Source organism: Planosporangium flavigriseum, from assembly GCF_011947225.1.
GTDB lineage: Bacteria > Actinomycetota > Actinomycetes > Mycobacteriales > Micromonosporaceae > Planosporangium > Planosporangium flavigriseum.
Genome location: NZ_JAATVW010000016.1, coordinates 1 through 22,575, shown reverse-complemented (window position 1 = coordinate 22,575; position 22,575 = coordinate 1). Strand labels below are relative to the sequence as shown.

Annotated in this window: 23 protein-coding genes; 9 read left to right on the top strand and 14 right to left on the bottom strand. The window is 69.0% G+C overall.

Annotated features, from left to right (window positions below; translation table 11 throughout):
• Positions 1-87: 87 nt before the first annotated feature.
• Positions 88-1,434 (bottom strand): glycosyltransferase 87 family protein, encoded by a 1,347-nt coding sequence (locus HC028_RS20200; RefSeq protein WP_168078950.1) that lies wholly within the window; start codon positions 1,432-1,434, stop codon positions 88-90.
• A gap of 75 nt (positions 1,435-1,509) precedes the next feature.
• Complete coding sequence (gene mtnA, locus HC028_RS20195; RefSeq protein ID WP_168078949.1) at positions 1,510-2,517, bottom strand: S-methyl-5-thioribose-1-phosphate isomerase; 1,008 nt, start codon at positions 2,515-2,517, stop codon at positions 1,510-1,512.
• Between the two features lie 30 nt (positions 2,518-2,547).
• On the opposite strand from mtnA, the gene HC028_RS20190 reads away from it, so the two are divergent.
• Positions 2,548-3,615: a PHP domain-containing protein gene (locus HC028_RS20190; protein WP_168078948.1), complete on the top strand. Its 1,068-nt coding sequence runs from the start codon at positions 2,548-2,550 to the stop codon at positions 3,613-3,615.
• An 82-nt stretch (positions 3,616-3,697) separates the two neighbouring features.
• On the top strand, positions 3,698-5,371 hold the full coding sequence (locus HC028_RS20185; protein WP_168078947.1) for a DUF885 domain-containing protein: 1,674 nt from the start codon (positions 3,698-3,700) through the stop codon (positions 5,369-5,371).
• A gap of 101 nt (positions 5,372-5,472) precedes the next feature.
• Here HC028_RS20185 and HC028_RS20180 read toward each other — a convergent pair whose 3' ends face one another.
• The 7 genes from HC028_RS20180 to HC028_RS20150 form a co-directional block, all read right to left on the bottom strand.
• Complete coding sequence (locus tag HC028_RS20180; RefSeq protein ID WP_168078946.1) at positions 5,473-7,272, bottom strand: DUF6114 domain-containing protein; 1,800 nt, start codon at positions 7,270-7,272, stop codon at positions 5,473-5,475.
• 51 nt (positions 7,273-7,323) lie between these two features.
• Positions 7,324-7,965 carry a DUF6230 family protein gene (locus HC028_RS20175; RefSeq protein WP_203981573.1) on the bottom strand — a complete coding sequence of 214 codons (642 nt, stop codon included), beginning with the start codon at positions 7,963-7,965 and terminating at the stop codon, positions 7,324-7,326.
• A 582-nt stretch (positions 7,966-8,547) separates the two neighbouring features.
• Positions 8,548-9,225, bottom strand: a complete 678-nt coding sequence (locus HC028_RS20170; protein WP_168078945.1) for a VOC family protein — start codon at positions 9,223-9,225, stop codon at positions 8,548-8,550.
• Between the two features lie 264 nt (positions 9,226-9,489).
• Positions 9,490-10,047 carry a Rho termination factor N-terminal domain-containing protein gene (locus HC028_RS20165; protein WP_168078944.1) on the bottom strand — a complete coding sequence of 186 codons (558 nt, stop codon included), beginning with the start codon at positions 10,045-10,047 and terminating at the stop codon, positions 9,490-9,492.
• 44 nt (positions 10,048-10,091) lie between these two features.
• Complete coding sequence (locus tag HC028_RS20160; RefSeq protein WP_168078943.1) at positions 10,092-11,396, bottom strand: ABC transporter permease; 1,305 nt, start codon at positions 11,394-11,396, stop codon at positions 10,092-10,094.
• On the bottom strand, positions 11,393-12,091 hold the full coding sequence (locus tag HC028_RS20155; RefSeq protein ID WP_168078942.1) for an ABC transporter ATP-binding protein: 699 nt from the start codon (positions 12,089-12,091) through the stop codon (positions 11,393-11,395). The genes HC028_RS20160 and HC028_RS20155 overlap by 4 nt, the downstream gene beginning before the upstream one ends.
• Complete coding sequence (locus HC028_RS20150; protein ID WP_203981572.1) at positions 12,088-13,101, bottom strand: efflux RND transporter periplasmic adaptor subunit; 1,014 nt, start codon at positions 13,099-13,101, stop codon at positions 12,088-12,090. Before HC028_RS20150 ends, HC028_RS20155 begins: the two co-directional genes overlap by 4 nt.
• Before the next feature lie 271 nt (positions 13,102-13,372).
• On the opposite strand from HC028_RS20150, the gene HC028_RS20145 reads away from it, so the two are divergent.
• From HC028_RS20145 to HC028_RS20135, 3 genes are all read left to right on the top strand, one after another.
• Positions 13,373-13,993 carry an FMN-binding negative transcriptional regulator gene (locus tag HC028_RS20145; protein ID WP_168078941.1) on the top strand — a complete coding sequence of 207 codons (621 nt, stop codon included), beginning with the start codon at positions 13,373-13,375 and terminating at the stop codon, positions 13,991-13,993.
• A gap of 126 nt (positions 13,994-14,119) precedes the next feature.
• On the top strand, positions 14,120-14,851 hold the full coding sequence (locus HC028_RS20140) for a histidine phosphatase family protein (RefSeq protein WP_168078940.1): 732 nt from the start codon (positions 14,120-14,122) through the stop codon (positions 14,849-14,851).
• Positions 14,835-15,713: an NAD(P)H-hydrate dehydratase gene (locus HC028_RS20135; RefSeq protein ID WP_168078939.1), complete on the top strand. Its 879-nt coding sequence runs from the start codon at positions 14,835-14,837 to the stop codon at positions 15,711-15,713. Before HC028_RS20140 ends, HC028_RS20135 begins: the two co-directional genes overlap by 17 nt.
• Before the next feature lie 77 nt (positions 15,714-15,790).
• On the opposite strand, the gene HC028_RS20130 is transcribed toward HC028_RS20135, so the two are convergent.
• Positions 15,791-16,645, bottom strand: a complete 855-nt coding sequence (locus HC028_RS20130) for an LPXTG cell wall anchor domain-containing protein (RefSeq protein ID WP_168078938.1) — start codon at positions 16,643-16,645, stop codon at positions 15,791-15,793.
• Between the two features lie 294 nt (positions 16,646-16,939).
• Between HC028_RS20130 and HC028_RS20125 the strand changes: the two genes are divergently transcribed.
• Positions 16,940-17,359, top strand: coding sequence for a PPOX class F420-dependent oxidoreductase (locus HC028_RS20125; RefSeq protein ID WP_168078937.1), 420 nt, complete (start codon positions 16,940-16,942; stop codon positions 17,357-17,359).
• Between the two features lie 18 nt (positions 17,360-17,377).
• Here the strand turns inward: HC028_RS20125 and HC028_RS20120 are convergent, their stop codons facing one another.
• Positions 17,378-18,769, bottom strand: coding sequence for a sugar porter family MFS transporter (locus HC028_RS20120; RefSeq protein WP_168078936.1), 1,392 nt, complete (start codon positions 18,767-18,769; stop codon positions 17,378-17,380).
• Between the two features lie 114 nt (positions 18,770-18,883).
• Between HC028_RS20120 and HC028_RS20115 the strand changes: the two genes are divergently transcribed.
• The gene (locus tag HC028_RS20115) at positions 18,884-19,282 is read left to right on the top strand and encodes a VOC family protein (protein ID WP_168078935.1); all 399 of its coding nucleotides are present in this window, start codon (positions 18,884-18,886) and stop codon (positions 19,280-19,282) included.
• Between the two features lie 30 nt (positions 19,283-19,312).
• Entirely contained in the window at positions 19,313-19,795 is a 483-nt protein-coding gene (locus HC028_RS20110; protein ID WP_203981571.1) for a DUF6098 family protein, read from the top strand.
• A 5-nt stretch (positions 19,796-19,800) separates the two neighbouring features.
• Here HC028_RS20110 and HC028_RS20105 read toward each other — a convergent pair whose 3' ends face one another.
• Both HC028_RS20105 and HC028_RS20100 read right to left on the bottom strand, forming a co-directional pair.
• Positions 19,801-20,187, bottom strand: a complete 387-nt coding sequence (locus HC028_RS20105; RefSeq protein ID WP_168078934.1) for a hypothetical protein — start codon at positions 20,185-20,187, stop codon at positions 19,801-19,803.
• 171 nt (positions 20,188-20,358) lie between these two features.
• On the bottom strand, positions 20,359-20,601 hold the full coding sequence (locus tag HC028_RS20100; protein ID WP_168078933.1) for a winged helix-turn-helix domain-containing protein: 243 nt from the start codon (positions 20,599-20,601) through the stop codon (positions 20,359-20,361).
• Positions 20,602-21,379: 778 nt separating this feature from the next.
• On the opposite strand from HC028_RS20100, the gene HC028_RS20095 reads away from it, so the two are divergent.
• On the top strand, positions 21,380-22,306 hold the full coding sequence (locus HC028_RS20095; protein WP_203981570.1) for a phosphatase PAP2 family protein: 927 nt from the start codon (positions 21,380-21,382) through the stop codon (positions 22,304-22,306).
• A gap of 37 nt (positions 22,307-22,343) precedes the next feature.
• Here HC028_RS20095 and HC028_RS20090 read toward each other — a convergent pair.
• Positions 22,344-22,575 (bottom strand): DUF6401 family natural product biosynthesis protein (locus tag HC028_RS20090; protein WP_240940312.1); only part of this gene is annotated, 232 nt, incomplete at its 5' end.

The following is a 22,575-nucleotide window of genomic DNA, read 5'->3' as shown; positions in this document are numbered from 1 at the left end:
ACACACTCCGAGAGGTTGGGAGAACGGACGCAAGCCTACGTTCGCGTCGGTCCGCGGGTCATCTCACCCACGGCCGACAGTCCGCACTCATATCTCGGCAGGCCCCGGCCGCTGGCCCGCCAGCACCGGAGCTTCCCGTCCGACCAGCCGTGGCGCGGGAAGCGGGGCGGCTGCCGTACGGCTGTTGTACAGCCACAGGGCGGCGAGGCCGAAGAGCGCGAGCGCCGTGATCGCGTACGCGTCGACGACCAGCGCCCTGATCATGGGAGAACTCCAGTTGTCGGTCCAGATGAGGCCGACCGGCCCCATCGGCCCGGGCTGCGGTTCGTCGAGGTTCCAACTCAGAAAGGGCACCATGGCGACCGCCGGAAGTCCAGCCGCGAGGGTGCGCGCCCGACCGTGGTTGCGCGCCGCGACGTCGACGAGAACAAGGGCGAGCGGAGCGATCCACACCCAGTAGTGCGACCAACTGCTCGGTGACACCAGGAGCGCGACGAACGCGGTGACCACCACACCCATGCCCTCGAAGCCGCTCCGCTGTGCCCGGGTCGCGAGCGCGAGGCCGGCGGTACCGACGAGGGCCACGGTACCCATCCAAGCCGGGCCGTTGTGCGTGGAATTATCGAGCAACCGGGCGACGGTGCCCTGTAACGCCTGCTCGCCCACGAACCTCGGGTCGAGCACAACATTGTGGGAGTCCAACCCGCCGCCGAACCAGTACGTCGCGGACGCGCCGGGTTCGACGATCCAACCGGCGGCGGTGAGCCCGGCGAAGACGCCCACCGCCGTGACGACCGCCCGCAGCCGTCCGGTCAGCAGCAGGTACACCACGAACAGCGCCGGGAACAACTTCAGCGCCGCAGCCGCGCCGACCCCGACGCCCTTGAAGCGGCTTCGATCCGACTGGGCCAGGTCCGCGAGAACGAGCAGCAGGATGACGACGTTGAGTTGGCCGTCGAGAAAGGTCGTCTGGAACGGCTCGGTCCACAGCATCAGCGCGATCACGCCGGCGACCAGGCCGATGCGGCCGGCCAGCCCGTTGTGACCGAGTACGCGGGTGGTGCACAACAGCGCGACGAACGTGCCGACCAGCCCGAACACCAGCATGGCGGTCGTCATCGTGGCGTGGCTGACGAACGTGGTGGGCAGCATGACGACGGCCATGATGGGCGGGGAGGTGAACGGCAGGTCGTTCCACCTGACGCCGTAGATCGGCGCTCCGTCGCGGAGCGCCTGCGCGGCCGCCTGGTACATACTCAGGTCGGCACCGTGGAGCGGATGGAAGTGCACGTCGGTGAGGTACAACGCCGCCGACACCACCAGCGCGATCAGGCCCGGAAGCAGAAACCACGGCGGCACCGAGAGGCGCCGCCGGGTGGTGAAGTCGGGTACTGCTCGCCACGCGGCAAGCCGAACTCGGGATAAATCAGCCATGGGTGGCAAGATCCTCGGCGACGGCGTTCCAGGGTGTCCCAGAGACTAGACGAAAGACATTGCGCCGGTGCCCGCTCACTGCCGGCGCCCCGACCCCAGCACCTCCCCCGTGTCCAGGCGGATCACCCGCCGGTCGGTCACGATCGCGGTCACCAGCGGGTACGGGGTGACGTCGAATGCGGGATTGGCCGTGCCAGCGCCCTCCGGGGCGAACGCGACGCCCCGGAACGCCACCACCTCCGCCGCTCCCCGGTCCTCGATCTCGACCGCGTCACCCGACGGGGTGTCAAGATCCACCGTTGACTCCGGCGCCACGACGACGAACGGGATACCGGCCGCCCGCGCGCCGAGCGCGTGAGCGTACGTCCCCACCTTGTTGACCACGTCCCCATTGGCGCAGATCCGGTCGGCGCCCACGATCACCGCGTCGACCTCGCCCCGGCTCATGAGAAACGGGCCGGCGCCGTCGACGATCAGCCGGTACGGGATGCCGGCCCGGCCCAGTTCCCACGCGGTCAGCCGCGCCCCTTGCAGCAGCGGGCGCGTCTCACTGGCCACCATGCCCGCCAGCGCACCGCGCCGGTGCAGCTCGAACGCGACCGCGAGCGCGGTACCGCCGGTCACCGTGGCCAGCGCACCGGTGTTGCAGTGGGTCAGCAGCCGGGGCCGCTCCCCGCACAGCGACACCAGCAGGTCGGCGCCGAGTTGGGCCATCTGCTCCGCGCTGTCGATCTCTTCGTCGCGGATGCGCAGCGCCTCCTTGAGCGCGGCGTCCGGACCGTCGGGCAGCCGGTCCGCGACCCGCCCGGCACAGCGGGCCAGGTTGACCGCGGTCGGGCGCGCCGTGCGTACCCGTTCCACGGCCGAGGCCAGCCCGTCCGGGTCGCCGGCGAACTGGCGGGCGGCCAGCGCGACGCCGAACGCGCCGGCCACGCCGATCGCCGGTGCGCCGCGGACCGCAAGGCGGCGTACCGCCTCGACCAGCTCGTCAACAGTGGACAACCGCAGGATCCGGGTCTCGTCGGGCAGCGCGGTCTGATCGATGATCTCCACCGCGCCGTCGACCCAGTCGATGGTCCTCATTGGTTCAACGTACCGATTAACGTCATCCCCATGGCCACCCGTGACCCGATCGAAGACCTGCGTCGAATCGCGTTCCTGCTTGAGCGTGCCCATGAGGCCGCCTACCGGGTGAAGGCGTTCCGGACGGCCGCCGCCACGCTCGCCGCGCTGCCTCCCGACGAGATCGCCGAGCGCGCGGGCAGCGGTACCCTCACCGACCTGCCCGGGGTTGGAGAGGTAACCGCCCGCTGCGTGGCCGAGTCCGTGGCCGGCGAGGAGCCGGTCTATCTGCGCCGTCTGCTGGACACCGAAGGTGCGGACCTCGACGAGGCGACTGCCGCGCTGCGGGCCGCGCTGCGCGGCGACTGCCACAGCCACTCCGACTGGTCGGACGGCGGGTCACCGATCGAGGAGATGGCCCTGGCCGCGGTCGAACTGGGCCACGAGTACCTGGTCCTGACCGACCATTCGCCCCGCCTGAAGGTCGCGCGCGGCCTGTCCGCCGACCGGCTGCGCGAGCAGCTCGACGTCGTCGCCGCGCTCAACGAGAAGCTCAGCGAGTTGGCCGCGCAGGGGGCCGTGAAGCCGTTCCGCCTGCTCACCGGTATTGAAGTCGACATCCTGGAGGATGGGTCGCTCGACCAGTCCGACGAGCTGCTGGCTCGGCTGGACGTCGTGGTGGCCTCGGTACACAGCAAGCTGCGCGACGCCAGCGCCGTGATGACCAAGCGGATGGTGACTGCGCTGGCCAACCCGCACATGGACATCCTGGGTCACTGCACCGGACGGCTCGTCACCGGACGGAAGGCGACCGGCCAGAACAAGCGGCCGGAGAGCGAGTTCGACGCGGACACCGTGTTCGGCACGGCCGCCGAGCACGACAAGGCGATTGAGATCAACAGTCGGCCCGAGCGACTCGACCCGCCGAAGCGCCTGCTGCGCCGGGCGTACGAGCTGGGCTGCCGGTTCAGTATCGACACCGACGCGCACGCCCCCGGCCAGCTCGATTGGCTACCGTACGGCTGTGCCCGGGCCGTCGCCTGCGGTGTCGGCCCGGATCGCATCGTCAACACGATGCCCGTCGGTGGACTACTCGACTGGGCCCGCTCCCACAGCTGACCCTCCCCTCGACCCTTCGGTACGCCCACCCGGTCGGCTTCCTGTCCACCCGCGATCCCCCGGGTCAACTAGGGTCGGAACCGTGGACCGCGTGAACGACATTGCCAACCGGTACGTGGACGAGTGGGCCGTACTGGACCCGACCGGGGCAACCCATGCCGGCATCGCCGGCTACGACGACCGGATGACCGACCTGTCCCCCGCGGGGTACGCGGCCCTCGCCGACCTCGACCGGCGGACGCTCGCCCAACTCGACGCCGCGGTCCCCACCGACGAGCGCGAACGCGTGGCGAAGGAGGCCATGCAGGAGCGGCTGGGCCGGTCGCTGGCGCTCTACGACGCGGGCGACATCACCAGCCAGGTCAACGTCATCGCGAGCGGGCTGCACTACGTACGCGGCGTGTTCGACCTCATGCCCACGTCGGGCGAGGAAGCTGCGGCCAATATCGCCACCCGGCTGGCGGCCGTACCTGGCGCGTTGGCCCAGTGGCGGCAGACCCTGCTGCACGCGGCCGACCAGGGGAGCGTGTCGTCACGCCAGCAGATGATCGAAGTCGCCAAGCAGTGCGACATCTGGACCGACCCGGCGGGCGACAACTTCTACCCCGCCCTCGCGGAGCGGGTCAGCGCGGGAGTGAGCGAGGCGCTGCGCGCCGACCTGTCACGCGCAGCCGACCGCGCCCGCGAGGCGACCGTCGAGACCGGCCGGTTCCTGCGCGAGGAGTTGGCTCGGCGGGGCCGCGAGAAGCAGGCCGCCGGCCCCGAACGGTACAAGCGGGCCATCGACTACTTCCTCGGCGCCGACGTCGACGTCCATGAGGCGTACGCGTGGGGCTTCGACGAGCTGACCCGCCTGGAAGCGGACCTGCGCCAGATGGCCGAGAAGATCGTCCCCGGCGGGTCGGTCGACGACGCTGTCGAGGCGCTGGACGCCGAGCCGGCGCGAAACATCACCGGCAAGGAGGCCTTCCGCGACTGGATGCAGGAGCTGGCCGACCGCGCGATCCGCGAACTTCACGGCGTGCACTTCGACATCCCGGAGCAGGTTCGGCGGATCGAGTGCTGCCTCGCGCCGACCTCCGACGGCTCCATCTACTACACCGGCCCCAGCGAGGACTTCTCCCGCCCGGGGCGGATGTGGTGGGCAGTGCCGCAGGGTATCGACACGTTCTCGACCTGGCGGGAAGTGACAACGGTCTACCACGAGGGCGTGCCAGGCCACCACCTGCAGATCGGGCAGACGGCCGTCCGCGCTGAACTGCTCAACCGCTGGCAGCGCCTGCTGTGCTGGTGCTCCGGGCACGGCGAGGGCTGGGCACTGTACGCCGAGCGCCTGATGGACGAGCTCGGCTACCTCGCCGATCCGGGAGACAAGCTGGGCATGCTCGACGCCCAAACGTTCCGGGCCGCCCGGGTCATCGTCGACATCGGCATGCACCTGGAGCTGGAGATCCCGCGTGACAATCCGTTCGGTTTCCACCCGGGTGAGCGGTGGACTCCGGAGCTGGGGTGGGAGTTCATGCGGGCGCACTGCCGGGTGCCAGACGAGAACCTGCGTTTCGAGGTCAACCGCTATCTCGGCTGGGCCGGGCAGGCGCCGGCATACAAGATCGGCGAGCGGATCTGGCTGCAGGCGCGCGCGGACGCCCGGGCTCGTAAGGGCGCCGACTTCGACCTGCGGGCATTCCACCGGGACGCGCTCAACCTGGGCTCGCTCGGCCTGGATCCGCTCAAGGCGGCGCTCGCTCGGGTCTAGGCCGGCCCTCGCGCCTCCGTCAGCCGCAGCCGGGGTCCGGCCATGGTCCGGTCGTGGTCCGGTCGGCGTGGCGGGTGCGCCACCCCGACCGGTAACCGCGGTCACACCACGCTGATGTGGAGGTCGTCGGCGGTCAGGACGTCGGAGTTCACGAACGCCAGGTCGAGCGTGACGTCTCTGAACTCGATCCGCGGGAACGTGATGGGGGGAAGGAACAGCAGATTCGGTGAATCGGGCGCGAGCGTCAACGTCGTCAGCGGCTTCAGGAGATTGAGCAGCTCGGGCGGGATCGTGACCGGGACCACCGGAAGGGTGACGCTGGCCAGCGTGCCGGTGAACTTGGACGCGTAGAACGTCACCTTGTCCGACTCAGCCTGGATGATCAGCTTGCTGCTGTCGATCTGAGTGGCCTTGCCGCTGCGCTCCGGCACCTTCAGCTTGAAGGGCGTCGTCGTCGCCTTCGACAGGGTGAACTTGAGCGCCTTCACCGTCCCGCTCTTCGTGGACAGCTCAACCTGGCCTTCGAACTTGAAGTCCTCCATGACCTGACTGGCCCCGGTGATCACGCCCGGCACCGCGGAGACGAGCGGCTGGCTGGGCACCACCGCCGCGGTGTTGATCTGGCAGGGCGCGGCCGACGACGAGGGAGACGCCTGCGCTCCGCCCTGCTTGGCTCCCGTACCGGCGGACGGCGTCGGTACACCCAACGGCGCGCCACCGGTGCTTGAACTCGCACTCGCGCCGGGGCTCGCGCTAGCGCTCGGGCTCGCCGATGGAGCGAGGTCGGCCGGTGGGGCATCGTCGTTACCGCCACCGAAGAACCGTTTCACCCCGTCAACGAACCCGTTCCATGCGTCGATCAACGGGTTATCGCTGCTCTTGTCGGCCTCCTGCGCGGAATCCCCGGCGGGCGGCCCACTCGGCGCGGGCTGCGCGGCGCTCGGGCCGTCGGAGTTGAGGGGCACCGGAAGCTGGCCATTCTGGGGCGCCACCTGCTGCCCGGGCTTGGCTGACGCCGCGTTCTGTCCGGGCTTACCGGGCGTCGCCTTCCCGGCTGCCGAGGCTGCGGGGCGCGGTGTCGGACACGGGGCCGCGTACGCGGGCGTGGACCCGTGCACGACCGTCACCAGTGCGGCGGCGAGCGTCACCGGCACGAGCGTGATCGCGAGTATCCGAGTGTGGCCGCCGCCGGAGCTCGTCCCGTACGGGGGCGGCTCCTCCCCGCGGCGATGCGCACCGGCCTCCGGCGCTGGCCACCTTCGCTCCGGGCGCTCCACCTGTCGCGGGATCTCAGCCGTGTCACCGTACGCCGCGGCGCTCCGGTACGTCTGTCCGTGGCCGTGCGCGGGCTCAGGTGAGGGCTCGCTGAACCGATCGAGGACCGTGGTCGGCTCGGACTCGAAGTCGGCCTCCTCGCCCTCGACGGGGGCATCGGGGCCCGGCTCGTCGTCCTCGGCCGGTGTGTCCGCAGCCTCGCCGGTCGCCGGTACCGGAGACCACGCGATGGCCATGGCGCCGCCGATGATGCCGAACAGCAGGCCGAGCAGGAAACCGCCGAAGTTGAGACCGATCAGCGAGTACACGGCGACCAATGAGCCGAGGATGCCGTAGAACATCCGCAGGTTGGGTGTCATCCAGACACCCGCGCCGCAGAGGATGAGCAGCGCGGGGATCACGTACGACAGGAAGCCTGTCGGTCCGAGGTGGACCTGGAGGTTGCCCAGGTTCATGTTTGCGCTGAGGAAAAGTTCGACGCCTGACAGGATCAGCAGCAGTCCGCCCCAGAAGGGGCGCGTGCGGCGCCATTGACGGAAGTTCCGCTTGGCGCCGGCGGCTTTGCTCGCCTGCGGCGTGTGTGCGCTCGGCACGTACTCCTCCAGCATGTGACGGTCAGGACGCACGACGTGAGCGAGGCCCGCGGACAGCGGGTGCCGCGGGCCTCGTGCCGTACGTCAGAAGCACTCGAAGGGATTGCGGCCGATGTCCAGACGGAGGTGCAGCCCGGTGAGCGTGAAGCTGCCCGCCGCCGTGGACAGGGCGGTCTGCTCGAGGTTGTCGATCACGACCCCGTCGGCCTTCTGGCCGAAGTGGGCCGGCGCACCGTTCGCCCTCCGCTCGCTGTTGTTGAGGGTCGACGCGTCCTGACCGATGTTGATGTTCGTGAAGGTCGCGTTGCCCTTCAGATCGGTCATGTCGATCAGCAGGCCCTCGGCTAGGGCCGGGTTGCCGCCCCCGCCCGCGTTGATGACCAGACTGACCGGCGCGCCGGGCGTCCGGACGGACTGGCACAGGTCGTACAGCTTGGCGCTCCCGATGTAGGACACGGCGACCGGTTTGTTCCTGGGGTCGTTCTGGTCGTTGAACCTGGCGCCCTTCGGCGAGGCGAGCCCGCCGTACTGGGTGAAGTCGGTGCCCACGAGCTTCGAGGCCTTGACCTTGAATTCCTCACCCGAGACGGCGAACTGGGCGGGGACCGCGCCGTTGGCCATCCCAGTCATGATCGCGGCTGTGGCCACCGCTGCCGGCAGCACCACTGCGGCAAACCGCCGCCATCTGATCCGACCCTGCACCGGGCCGCCTTGCGAATCCTTCACGGAGTTCCTCCTCGCGAGTGGTGTCACCAGCGCTGTCGCGGGGGGATGCGACTTAGGGGGCATCGCTGGTGACGAAATGCGTGAAGCACATGTCGGCGCCAGACCGGCCGCACGGACCGACGTCGGCTGGGAGTGGCGTGCGAGTGATGTTGCCGTGGCCGACCGTCTCGTACAACCCCGTGCTACTCGCCAGTAACAATGATCGCGACCGATCAATACTAAGAGTTACCAAGATAGCGATGTGGGCGCAATCACAGAATTGTATTCCCGCGACATTTCATATCGAAACGACACTGTGAGCACTACCACAAGTAGTCGAGGAAAAGGCACATTACGTTTCGATAACGAGCCCTCGCGATGACCTGCACGCGCCCCTAGCTGCAAATTCGGTCACGTTGAGCCCATGAACCCGACACCGTAAGCAATCATTTGCAACCCCTCGACAAACCCTTTGCCTGGTACATCGAATGGCCGCGCGAATATGCAACCGGCCTGCACGTATAGGTGAAGCGCGCCACAGTGCCCTGCACGTAGCGCGACAATGTCGCCGGGATGGGGAGTCAGTCGCCGACCCCGCTTGGATCATTCACCGGGAGGAAAGGCGCAGAACTCGTTACCCTCCGGGTCGGCGAGCACCCACCAGCGGATGTCACCGCCCCGCTCGCGCAGCACGACCGCCCCGGCCGCCACGAGCGCTTCCGGCCCAGGACCGATCAGATCGACGTCCCAGTGCATCCGGTTCTTGACCACCTTCGGCTCCGGGACCTCCGCGAAGACCCAGTACTGCCACGGGAACCCGGCCGCTTCCTCAACCCAGGCGAACGCTCCCTCATCGGAGCGCTTCGCGTTGCCGCCGGTGATCTCGGCCCACCAGCTGGCCTGCGCCCACGCATCGCGGCACTCCACCACCAGCTCAAACACTCCCGGCGGCGGGGCATCCTCGGACTTGGGCGGGAACACGCAGAACTCATTGCCCTCCGGATCGGCGAGCACCCACCACGGATTGTCGCCCGGCTCTCGCACGACGGTGGCGCCCGCCCGCAGAATGATCGCCGGGCCGGCCTCGGCCAGCCGGAGATCGAGATGAACCCGCGTCTTGACGGTGCGAGGCTCCGGCACCGGGTCGATCCAGACCACCTCTCCGGAGCTACGACCGGGCACCGGGGCGAGGCGGGCCGAGCCGTCACCACGGTCGACAGGCGAAGCGCCGAGCACTGATGCCCAGAAGCGTGCCTGGGAGAGCGCGTCTACCGCGTCCATGCACAGATCTTTGAACCTGGCCACCGTCATGGCATCAATCTTTGTCCAAGCGGCCGGCACATATGCGGTAACGGCCTGTTGCCTGTTTAACGGTTTAACGTCCGAGTTACCGGACGGCCAGGCCAACGAGATCTGTGACTCAAACAAATCAGCATTGCTAATTCTCTACGGACGGACGACCGACGGGGGACTCGTACATCCAGCCGGGCCGGCGGACTCCGCTGTCCCGGATATGGCCGTTCGGATCGATCGGCGGCCGCGCCGCTATCGCTGCGGATGCAACTGCCGCTCGCGGTGCCGGGCGCTGATAGCGCTGATCAGTTCGTCCCGGCGCATCTCGTCGGCGCCCTCGATGCCTTCTTGACGCGCCCGCTCGCGCAGTTCCGGCATCTGCATGCCGCGCAGCTCGGTCTCGCTCAGGTCTGGGGTGGCGGGGCTCTGATTACCCGGTATGAACTTGCCCTCGGCCGGCTGGCCGCTGTCGCGGCCCTGCCCCTGGCCGCCACCCTCAGGCTGCTGCTGCCCGGCGCTGCCGGACTGCTGCTGACCTGAGCTACCCGACTGCTGCTGACCTGAGCTACCCGACTGCTGCCCGGCCGACTGCTGCTGCCCGCCGGCACCAGCGGACTGCTCGCGGCGCTGGCGGTGCACGGCGCTGATCGCCCTGATCAGGTCGTCCCTACGCATGTCGTCGACATCCGGTATGCGCTCCTGATGCGCCAGTTCGATCAACTCCGGCATCTTCATGGCGCGCAGCTCCGTCTCGCTCAGGTCAGGAGTGTTGGCGCTCTGATTACCCGGTATGAACTTTCCCTCGGTCATAGCGGCCCGCTACCCTGAGTAACCGAGACATACCCTCTGGTCGGTCAGGCGCGCATCACCGTGGCGATCGGGATGCGGGCGGCCCGGAGCGCCGGGATAAGGCCACCCAACAGGCCGGCCACCAGGCCGGCGATGACGCCGGCGACCCCGGCCTGCCACGGGAACTCGACATTCTGCAGAAACGGCTCCCGGTCTCCGACCAGCGTACTGACCAGGTGCAGGCCGGCCGCCCCGACGCCGATCGCGGCCGCGGCGGTGAACAGGCCGGTCAGGAGAGTCTCGGCGAGCACGATTCCGGCCAGCAACGACCGTGGCGTGCCCACGGCACGGCGGAGCGCGAACTCCTCGATGCGTTCACCGACGGTGGCGAGCCCCACGTTGAGGATGCCCGCGACACCGATCAGCAGCACCAGACTCGCCATGCCCAGGAAGATCCATCGCATGATGGCCAGCTGCGTCTTCGCATGCTCGCGTGCGTCGACTCGGTTGGTGTTGACCTGACCGGCCGGCATACCGGCAGCCAGCAGCCGGGCCCGCAGCGTCTGCTCGAGGCCGGTCGCCGACGGCGCCATCAGCACCTGCACCCCCTGGCCCCGGCCGCTGACCAGTGCCGTTTCCGGAAGCCAGGTCAGCAGTTCATCCGCGCGGACGTACGCCGCCGGCTGGAACCCGCCGTCATCGACCACCCCGATGATCCGCGGGGTCGAGTTCGCGACGGCGCCGTCGATACGCATCTCCGCCGGTACGCGGTGCCGCGCGAAGCCCTTGGCCGCCTCGCGATTGATCACAATTCCGGGAGACAGTGATGGTGCCGACGAGAAGTCGAGCCACCGGCCCGACTCCAGCCGGTAGGGCCGGATCTTTCGGACGTCGCCGGTCAGCGCGGTCAACTGCAGCTCGATCGCCTTGCCCGGCGGCTGCCCGGCGGTCGGTGCGTCGACGTTGTGGCAGCCGCTCTCGTCGCACGTCACGTACGGGCTGTACCCGCCCGGTCCGTCGAACGATGCTCCACCGGGGTTGACCGGAGTCACCCCGGGCTCGCCGATGATCGCCTGGGTACCGAAGGTAGCGACCGCATCCGACCTGCCCCGCAGCGTCTCCAGCGTGACCGGTACCGCCTTGGCATGGGATGCCACGTACATCTGGACGGTGCCGTCCTTGCCCTCTCTCAACTCGGATTCGGACAGCAGGGCACGCTCGGCGATGGAGGCGCCCGCCTGCACCACCACGACAGCCATCACGCCCAGGAACAGGCTCACCATCGACAGGAAGGTGCGCAGCTTTCGGGCCCGGATCCCCTGCCCGCCGATGATCAGAGACGAACGAAACCGCCCGGACAGCCGAATCACACGCCGACCCTCTCCGTGGCCGGGGCCAGGACCCCGTTGTCCAACTGCAGGACGCGCCCCATTCGGTCGGCGTGCTCACGGTCGTGGGTGACCAGGATCAGGCCGCACCCCCGCTCGGTGGCGGCGTGCAGCGCGCCGATGACGAGCCTGCCGGTCTCCGTGTCGAGAGCGCCGGTCGGCTCGTCGGCCAGCAGCACACGCGGTTCGCGTACCAGAGCCCGCGCGATGGCGACGCGCTGCTGCTCCCCACCGGACATCCGCGGCGGTCGCTGCTTCGCCAGGTGGGCGATACCGACCTGCTCCAGCGCCGCCATCACCTTCGCTCTGCGCTTGCGGCGCGGGAGCCAACCCTGGCCGTTGACGAGCGCCATCGCGACGTTCTGTGCCGCCGTGAGGTGTTTGAGGAGGAAGAAGCGTTGGAAGACGAAGCCGAACTCGGCGCTTCGCAGGGCGGCCGCCTTGCGTTCCGGCAGCCGGGTGATGTCGCGGTGGCCCAGCAGGTACTGGCCGCCGTCCGGCCGGTCGAACAGACCGATCAGGCTGAGCAGCGTACTTTTTCCGGAGCCCGAGCGGCCCAGTATCGCGACGCTTTCCCCGCCGTGGACGGTCAGGTCCACTCCGGACAGGATGTCCCGCGGCGCACCCTGGCCCTTGAGCGTCTTGGTGACGCCATTGAGCTGGATCAGGGGCGTCACTTCGGCCCCTCCGGCGACCCGTTGGCGTCCGCCTTGGCCGGCGGAAGGTTCGGGCCGGGCACCGCGACCGTCTCGTCCCCGGTCAGGCCGGACTTGATCTCCACGACCTTCCCGTCGGTCAGCCCCAGCACCACGTCTCTGATCTCCCGGGTCTTGTCCGCCCGGACGACATCGACCTTGCCCTTGCCCTGACCACCCGCGACGGCCTCGACCGGCAGCACAAGTACGTTCGCGGCCTTGTCGGTCACGACCTCGATGGTCGCGGCGGCGCCGTTGATGAGCTTGACGTCGGCAGGGGCGGTGCACACCAGTCGCATGCCCGTGGGCTCGGACGCGGCCCCGCCGCCACCGCGGTCCACCGGCGCAGCGGTGTCGATCGGGGCCGGGGCCTGCTTGCCGGGCTGCTGGTTCTTCGCCCCACCCGGCTGGGGTGCGGGCGGATCGGGGATGGTCCCGGCGGGCAGGGCCGCGATGGTGCCGAGCACCGTGCAGGCGAACGGGCCAGGGCCGTTCTTGATCTGTGCCTGTACCGAGGTGAGGGAGTCCGAGATCTTGTACGCCTGGGCCGCGTCGATGTCGGCGACGATGCCGTACCCCGTGAGCTTCGCCGACGCGACCGGCATCCCGACGGGGACCGTGGACCGGTCGTCGACCAACCTCCCCGTGAAGATCGCGCCCGCCGGGACCTCCACGTGCGTCGGCTTGTTGTTGGCCCAGACGGTCGCCACCCTGGTCGGCTTGGTCGGGGTGCCCTGCACCGGCCCGACCGTGAGGTATCGGACCTGCCCGGCGACGGGCGCCGCCAGGCCGATGACCGGGTTCGTCGTGACCGTGCCCGAGAGGCTCACCCGGTTCGCCAGATCCTGGCGGGTGGGCTTGGCCGTGGTCATGGCCGTGCCACGCGCGGCAAGTTCAGGGTTGGTCGCCTGCGGTCCCGAGGAGCCACACGCGGCTGCCGTGGTCGCGACCACCGCGAGCACAGCCGCGCGGAGCAATAGTTGCCTGTGCACCCGTAACCCCCATGGCTTGCTTGGCTGGTCCACGAACTTCTATGAAGACGGGCGGTAGGCCGGGAAAGCTTGCCCTGGGACCGCCCCCGAACGGTGCCTGCACGCTATGGCGCTGTGTCAAGCCGCACCGGCAGCCGGAGCGGCGGTAGGATCATATCGACGCTGACCGACGTCCGCTGCCCCTAGATCACCGTCACCCGCGCGGGCCGCATACTTCTGCTATCCGCGTCCGAACGCCCTGTCCAGGGCGAAGACCGCAGCGAGGTGTCGCATGTACGTCCCAGCGCATTTTGCCGCCGACGATGCCGCCGTCCACGAACTCCTCGCCAACCACGGCGCGGCCGACCTGATCACGGCAACGCCGCAGGGGCTGCTCGCGACGCTGCTCCCGTTCGTGTACGACCCGCAGGCGGGAGAGCACGGAGCGCTACTCGGACACCTCGCCCGCAACAACGAGCAGTGGCGGCAGCCGGTACTCGGGGAGGCGATGGTCATCGTGCGCGGGCCCGACGCGTACGTGACGCCGTCGTGGTACGCGTCAAAGGCCGAGCACGGCCGGGTCGTACCCACCTGGAACTACGTGACGGCTCACGTGTACGGCCGGCTGGTCGTCCACGACGACCCCGCCTGGCTCGACGCGCTGGTCCGGCGGTTGACCGACCGGCACGAGGCGGCCAGCCCGCAGCCGTGGTCGGTGGACGACGCACCGCCGGCGTTCATCGCGGGGCAGCTACGCGCGATCGTCGGCGTAGAGGTGGTCATCAGCCGCATCGAGGCCAAGCTGAAGCTCAGCCAGAACCGCCCCGCTGCGGACATCGACGGGGTCATCGCGGGGCTGGAAGCGCGTGGCGACGCCGCCAGCGCCGAGGCAGTACGCCTAGCCAGACGCTGATCAGCCGGGTCGACCCGGAACGCCAGGTACTCCAGCAGCGTCGGCGCGCTGCCAGCCGGCCGGGCGGAGGCAGTCCCGGCCGGTAGGCGGTTTACCGGAAGCGTTGGCGCGGGTACCGGTGCGCGCATGGCGGAACTGGAATGGCTCGGCATCGTCCGGCACGGCGAGAGCACCGGCAACGTCGCCGCCGCGCAGGCCGAGAACGACGGAGTGGAGCTGATCGACATCCCGGAACGCGACGCGGATGTCCCGCTGTCACCCACCGGGCGCGAACAGGCGGCCGCCGTACGCCATTGGCTCGCCGACCAGCCCGCCGGGCAGCGGCCCGAGGTGGCGGTCGCCTCCCCGTACCTGAGGACCATGCAGACCGCCGAGCTGGCCCTCGACGGCCTGGACATTCCCCTCCTGCGCGACGAGCGGTTACGCGACCGGGAGCTGGGGATCCTCGACCTGCTCACCACGCACGGGGTACAGACCCGGCTGCCCACGGAAGCCGTACGCCGGCAGCGGCTGGGCAAGTTCTACTACCGGCCGCCGGGCGGCGAATCCTGGGCCGACATGGCCCTGCGCCTGCGCAGCCTGCTCGGTGACCTGCGCCGCGACCACGAAGACGGCCGGGTACTGCTCATCGGGCACGAGGCCGTGGTCTTCCTGCTCCGCTATCTCCTGGAGAACCTGACCGAGGCCGGGTTGAACGAGGTCGCCCGCGACAACACGATCAGCAACTGCTCGATCACCAGTTGGCGGCGCGGAGCGGACGGCACCCTCTCCCTCGCCGACTTCAACCGGGTCGATCACCTGCGCCGTGAAGGTGCGACGCCGACCCAGGAGGAGGAGGTCCATGCCGAACCGGTCTGAGCCCGTGGTGATCACGCCGCGGCTGCTGCGGGAGTGGCCGCTGCCCGTACCCGAGGGCGACAAGGCCAGCCGGGGCACCGTTCTCGTCATCGGTGGCTCCCGCTTCAATCCCGGCGCGGTACTGCTCGCCGGCGTCGCCGCCCTGCGCTCCGGCGCCGGCGTGCTCCAACTCGCGGCGGCCGAGTCGACCGCGGCGGCGCTGAGCATCCAGGTCCCCGAGGCGTTCGTGGTCGGCCTGCCGGAGACGGCGGAAGGGTCAGTCGCCGGCAAGCCGCCGGAGCGCCTCGCCGACCTCGCCGAGCAGGCGCAGGCTATCGCCGTCGGGCCGGGCCTGGACAACATCGACGAGACCCGCGCGCTGCTGCGCCAGGTGCTCGACGCGGCCGGCCCGGAAACCGCGCTGGTCCTCGACGCGTACGCGCTGGGCGCGCTCAGCCACGACCGTGACCTGCTGTCCGGGCGCAAACAGCCGGTCGTCCTGACGCCCAACCTCGTCGAGGCGAAGTTCCTGCTCGGCCGCGAACCGGGCGACGATCTCAGCGAGGCCGCCGCCACCCTGGCCGACCGGTACGGGGCCGTCGTCTCGCTGTTCGGTCACATCGCCGCCCCGGACGGACGGACCTGGCGCGAGGAGAGCGGCGACGCCGGCCTGGGCACCTCGGGCAGCGGCGACGTACGCGCCGGGATCGTGGCCGGCCTGCTGTCGCGCGGCGCCGACCCGGCGCAGGCCGCCTGCTGGGCCGCGTACGCCCATGCGGGGAGTGGCCAGCGGTTGGCCCCGCGGTTCGGCCGGATCGGCTTCCTCGCGCGCGAGATCCTCGACGAGGTGCCGCACACGCTCGCCGAACTGTCAGCGGGGTGAAACACCACCGGCCGGGTCACGAGGACGTGACCCGGCCGGTTCCTGCGGTGAGCGTCAGATGACGAACACGGTGATCGTCAGGCGACGAACTTCGTGGCGCGGCGGCGGCGCATCAGGAACAGCCCCGCACCGACGGCGACCAGCAGCACACCCGCGCCGGTCAGCACGACGGCGTTGGTGCCGGTCACGGGCAGGGACGCACCGTTGCCGCCGCCCGTACCGGGCGCCGGGGCGGGGCTCGCCGGGGCAGGGCTCGCCGGGGCGGCGCTCGCCGGTGCCTCTGCCTTCGGCAAGCAGACGCGCAACAGCGAGAACGTCGGGAACTCGGGAGTCGGCAGCGTCCGCACGGTCGCGGCGGAGCCCTCGGTCTCGTCTGCGGGCGGCGTGGAATCCTGGACAGCCGGAACGGACAGCAGCATGCCCGCCTCTATCTGCCAGCCTTCGGGCGTCTGCAGCCATCCCTCACCGCCCTTGGTGAGGCCACCCTGCACGCCCGCAGGAGGGGCGACCGTGCCGTCGTCCTCTTCGGTCGCCTTCGCCAGCGACTTCACCTTGTCGCGGTTCAGCGCGCCGGCCCGGAGGCCCCGGAACACCGCGGGGTCGATCGTGAGGCCAACCGCGCCGTCTCCATCGACCCCCAGCACGACCGTCTCGTGACTGCTGCCGGTCATGAGGAAGGCGTATCCGTAAAACTCCGTCTCGCCCTCGGGCTTGCTGAACACCCAGCCGTCCGTGCGCTCCTTGGCGCCACCGGGGATGCCGTCGCAGCCCTTGGTCCCGAAGTCCTTCGCCTTCACGGGAACCGGGTCCAGGACCGCGATACCGGGGAAGGGAACGTCTACCGTCGCTGCAGCCGGGGTGGCAGCGATGATCGCGCCGGCCAGAACCGCGCCAGTGGCTACGGCAAGGCGGGCGAGCCCACGATGCATCATTCAATGTCCTTATAGAGGGGGTCGAGGTGAAATGGAACTTGCCAAGACCGCCCTGGAACCGCAACGGAATCGATCGGGATGAATGGGCGCATATCACCCACATCGATCAAACTCCCTACGATCAGCGGAGATCGACATCCACCGAACATCCGATCTCTCCGCAACCCTGCGTTAGCTAGGGATTACTGATCCGAACTGCTATCCAATGAGGATGATGCGGCGGGCCACCTCGTCGACCGTCCGCTCTGCGCTGCGTACCACCGGGTTCTGCGGCAGGCTGTGAGCGTGGCAACCATGACCAGATTCGAGGCGATCGGATTCCTCGCCGAGGGCACCCGTACCGGCAAGCTCGCGACCGCGTCCCCGTCCGCGGAGCCACACGTAGCACCGATCTGGTTCGTCCTCGTCGAGCAGGCGCTCGTGTTCACGACCGGCCGGGATTCGATCAAAGGCCGCCACCTGCGCGCCAACCCCCGCGCCGCGCTCACCGTCGACGAGGAGCAGTTCCCGTACAGCTTCGTACTCGTACGCGGCCCGGTCGAGGTCGTCGAGCGCCCCGCCGACATGGTCGCCTGGACGACCAGGATCGCCGAACGGTATGTGCCGGCAGGCAAGGCGCACGAGTACGGCGAACTCAACGCGCAAGGTGACCAACTGCTGTGCCACCTGCACATGGAGCACCTCACCGGCGTACGCGACATCGCGGCGGCGTGAGGCGCTGACCGGGGCCGATCAGGCTACGCGCGGCCGGGGCGGCCGCCGAACCTCGCCGCGAGCGCGCAAGGTGCCCTCGATGTCCTCGAGGCTGCGCCCCTTGGTCTCGGGTAGGCGCCGGTACAGGTAGATGAAGCCGAGGATGCCGAAGACCGCGTACATCCAGAACAGCCCGGTCGCGGTCAGCATGCTGATCGTGGTGAGCACAGTGAGGGAGATCAGGAAGTCGAGCCCCCAGTGCGTCACCGTGCCGAACCCGGCGGCCTTGCCGCGAACCTCGGTCGGGAAGATCTCGCTGTTGATCAGCCAGATGCCGAGTCCGAGACTCGCGGCGAAGGCGGCGATGTACACGCACAGGGCGCCGACCAGGAACCACCGGACCGCCCCCGCCTGCGCCGGCAACAGGTAGAGGGCGCCGAGGAAGATCAGATCCAGTACGAGCACCACGGTGCCGATAAGCAGCAACGGTCGCCGGCCGATCCGGTCGACCAGCAACAAGGCCATGATCGTCACGATCATGTTGACGAGACCGATGCCGACGGTCGACAGGATCGCCGCAGCGGGCCCGAATCCGGACCGGGTGAGCAGCGTCGGCGTGTAGTAGATGATCGCGTTGACGCCGACGAGTTGGTTGGTCGCGGCGATCGCCACGCCGAGGAGAATCGCCGGCCGCAGCTGAGGCGTGAGAAGATCGCGGAACGTCAGCCGGCGCTCCACCTCGGTCATGCGTCTGATCTCGGCGATCTCCTCCTCGGCCTCTCGCGGCGACCGGGTCCGGAGCATCACCGCGCGCGCCTCCGCCTCCCGGCCTCGGGTCAGCAGCCAGCGCGGGCTCTCGGACAGGCCCACCAGGCCGGCGAGCATCACCACGGCCGGCACCACGGCCAGGCCGAGCATCCACCGCCAACCCCCGCTTGGCGCAAAGGCGTAGCCGACCAGGTACGAGATGAAGATCCCGACTGTGATCATCAGCTGTTGCAGGGAGACGAGGCGACCACGGATCGCCCTTGGCGCCATCTCCGCGATGTAGGTCGGCACCACCAGGGACGCCGTCCCGATGGCGACACCGAGGACGAAGCGGGCCGCGATCAGGACGCTGACATGCGTGGCGAATCCGGCGGTCAGCGCCCCCGCGGCGAACACGGCCGCCGCGACCATCAGCATGCGCCGGCGGCCGAACCGGTCCACGAGCGGACCGGCGACGAGCACGCCGGCGATCGCGCCGAGCAGGAGGGACGCGACCACGACCTGCTTGAGCGGGTCGGACAGGTGAAAGGCGGGCCCCAGGTACAGCAGTGCGGCGGAGATGACGCCCGTGTCGTACCCGAAGAGAAAGCCACCGATCGCCGCAACCAGCGAGGGGCCCAGGATCGGCCACACCGTGTTTCGTCTTGCAACCTGGTCAGCCATGACTCACCCCAGAGCGCCCGAGTTGGTGGCCCGCGCCCTTCTTCAGCATCTCAAGCAACCGCCAGCTGAGCCACTTGGCCGGCGGCCGGCGGGCACGCCAGGCAGGATTCCGGCATGGAAGTACTCAGCAGCCGGGTCCTCCTCCGTCCGTCCGATCCGCGACGCTCGCAGCGCTTCTACCGCGACACCCTGGGCCTGGCGATCTACCGGGAGTTCGGGCCGCCGGAAAGCCCCGGTCTGGTGTTCTTCCTCGGCCAGGGGCTCCTCGAGGTGTCCGGGCAGTCCAGCGGTCAAACCGGAGACATGCTGCGAGTCGCGCTTCAGGTACGCGACGTCCACGCCGAACATGAGCGCCTCCGCGCGGCAGGCGTGACGGTGATGCGCCCGCCACAGTTGGAGCCGTGGGGACTCATCGAGATGTGGATCGAGGACCCCGACGGGGTACAGATCGTCCTGATCGAGGTGCCCGCCGACCATCCGCTACGGCGTGACCAGCGGGCCTTCAACGATTAACCCCCGCCCGAATGGGGCAAGCTGGACCTGGTGGAAGAAGCACGTCCCCAGGCAGAGATGCCGACCATCGACGATCTGGGCGAACTCGCCGCCCTGCTGGATCGAAGCGATGACGAGGAGCTGTACGTCCGGTGGTCGCGCGGGCCGGACGTCGACCTGTCCCCGGGCGACCACAAGCCCGAGCAGTCCAGTCGGGATTCCCTGACCGGCATCAAGCTGCCCGGCCTGTCGGCCAACCCGTTACGCGTGGAGCCGTGGTGGGGCGATCGTTCCACCCGCCTGTGGGTTGCCCGCCGCCTCTACGACTACAGCCACCTGCGCAAGCTCCGCGGACCGGGTGTACGCCCGTGGGTGCTGGTCGGCGAGCAGTGCGGCCGTGGCCCCGACAACGAACCGCTGGTGATCTGCCACCGGCCGGTAGCGTGGGTCTCCGAGGAGGCCCTACGGCAGAGCGACAAGGCCGTACAGGAACAGGGCTCCCAGGAATGGGGTCCGCTGAACCGGGCGGACTAGCCCGGTCAGCGCGTCGACTGAACCGTGGCCGCCGGTTTCGGCGCGTGGTGGGCGGTGGCTCCGCTGACGGTCCAGCCAATCAGTGCGGCGGCGACAACTCCGACGATCAGGATCCAGCCGGCGGCCGAGCCAAACAGGTTCAGGAACGTCCGGCGTAGCAGCGGAATGGTCGCCCTGGTCCTCTTCCAGTCCGCGCGGGCGCGCTGCGCCGCTTGGTAGGCCCGACCGGTGAAAAACCCGACGATCATGCCCAACAAGGCCAGCATCGTCGCCATACCCCTGTCCATCGGACCCAGCGTGCCCGAGGTGATCGGCGGCGGCCACTGACGCGACTGAGACTCCAGCCAAAGGAGTGAACTGGCGACATCACCAACCATGTCGGAAATGCGCATGTAGTCCGGCGTCGCGGACGGCAGGGACGTGTCCCCTACCATCACTAAGCCACCTAGCTCGTCCCGCCCGGAGACCGCCGAGTCATTAGCTTGCCGAGCCGGCCCCACAATACTGCCGCGCTTGCATAAATAAGCAAGGCGGCAACTTCGCCTCGAAGCCATCCGCGTTGCCTAGCTCGGATAGATCACCCAGTCTTCCGACTCGGAAACGAAGATCCCCTTGCCCTGGTGCCGGTAGATCAGCTGTCGCGCTTCCAGCCGTACCATCACCAGCTGGATGGTGGTGCTACCGACGTTGAACATCTTCTGCAGCTCCGACAGGGACGGCAGCTTGGAGTGAGGAGTCCGCTTCCCTGACCTGATGGACTCCTCTAATTCGTCGGCGATGCGTACATAGTCAGGCGTGATCGGCATGGAGTCGTCCTCTTCCTGCGTGGCAACCCCATCTGATCACCTGCGCGGTTAAGCACTCAAGTTCCACGTACCGTTCGCGTTGACTCTTCCTAGTGTCACGTTTAAGTTGGCGAGCGAGCCTCTTCCTGCGTGGCAGCGGTCGAGGTTCGCCCTAATGGGGATTGCTCCAAGTGCAAGCGCCCGGCGGGGAGCCGTGCCACTGAGCCGCCTCCTCGCCGGGTCACCCGCCGGACATTGGTCGCTGCGCTATCCATCGGTAGCCGTCCAGGAGGTCTTGCGATGCCACGCCCGTACATCTCGGGGTACCGGACGGCGATCCGCAACAAGCACCAGCGGAGGTGGTCATGGAAGAAGTTGCGCCGGATGTGCGGGTGCGGAGAGCGATGGCCCTGCGGCGTGCTGCAAGCGCTCATTACGGACGCGCCGGGTCACTGGCCGGCGTGAACCTCCACTCACCTCTACGGCCGAGTTGGACGTGTACGGGTTGCAGCGCTCCGTGGCCCTGCCAGACCCGGCGGGGGCAACTGCTTGCCAGCTTCGACAGCACGCCGGTATCGCTGACGTTGCTGATGGGTGGGTACTTCATCGACGCCGCGCAGGACTTGCATGCCGAATCAGCCAGCGCTCTGTACCAACGGTTCATGGGATGGCTCAAACAGTGACCCAGACCTGATGGGCCATCGCTTCAACCACCGCGCACGGCCCGACCTCGGTAAACACGGTCCACTTACGACGCCTACGGCTGTTTCGTTTGGAAGAACCGGTAATCGGAGATGTCATGCACATGCGTAGATGGCCGTTCGGTCTGGCTATGTGGTTGGTCGTGCTCGCGGCTGCTGAGGTGGCCGGCTTCATAGCGGTCTGTCAGTTCTTCGTACAGTCCAGACACGGACAACAGCTGGACTTGGTCGCCTTGACCGGCAACAGGATCGGGCAGTCCCAAGTGGAGGGACCCGTCGACACCATCCTCAACGCCATCTCCGTCCTGTCGTTGGTGATCGCCACCGCGGTCGTAGGCTTCATCGCACTGATCCGGCGCCGTCTCGCAGTCGCGTTCGGAGCGGTTCTTCTCATCGTCGGCGCCAACGCGACGACCCAGATCCTCAAGCTGCTCGTCAACCGACCTGAACTGGGCGTCGATCTGGAACGGGCGGCGGCCGGCAACAGCCTGCCCAGCGGGCACACCACCATCGCCGCGTCAGTCGCCGTCGCGTTCATGCTGGTACTGCCACCGCGCCTGCGTGGAGTCGGCGGCGTGCTGGGCGCCCTCTTCGCCGCGATCGCAGGGGTCGCGACCCTCTCAGCCGGCTGGCACCGGCCCAGCGACGCGGTAGCCGCACTGCTCGTCGTCGGCGTTTGGGCCTGCGCCGCCGGGCTGTTCATCGTCATAGCGCAACGCCGGCACGGCGGTGTCGACTACGGCCGGTCTCACCGGATCGCGGTGCGCGTGCTCACGATTGCTGGACTTGTGCTGCTGGCTGGCGCCGGGATCGCGCTGAAGCTGACCGATCAGGTGTTGTCGACCCCGCCCGACGAGTTGAGCCGGCTCCGGCTGCTGACGGCCTATGCCGGTGGCGCGATGGGCATCGCCGGCACAGCCGGCCTCGTGTTCGCGTGTGTACTGGCGACCGTTCGTCGGGTTGTGCCGAAGGTGGTGCCACGGGCGGTCGAAGTCGAGAAGGATCGGGTGGTTGCGGCGGGCTGAAGCCGCCCCGATCAGCCCTCACCGGGCGGAGATCACGTCAAAGGCGGTCGGCGGTGCCGGCCAGTGCGCACACCGCCACCAGGCGCAGCAGGTACGCCGGAGCGTTTGCCCAGTCCACGCGGCCCGGGCCCGGCATCCGGTGCCCCGCAGCCATCGCCGCGGCGTGCACCTGCCGGGCGTACTCGGCCAGCGCCCGCGCCTCGGTGACCCCCTCACCCAGCTCGTCGCGTACCACCGCCGCGTGCTGATCGATCGTCGCCAGCAGTCCC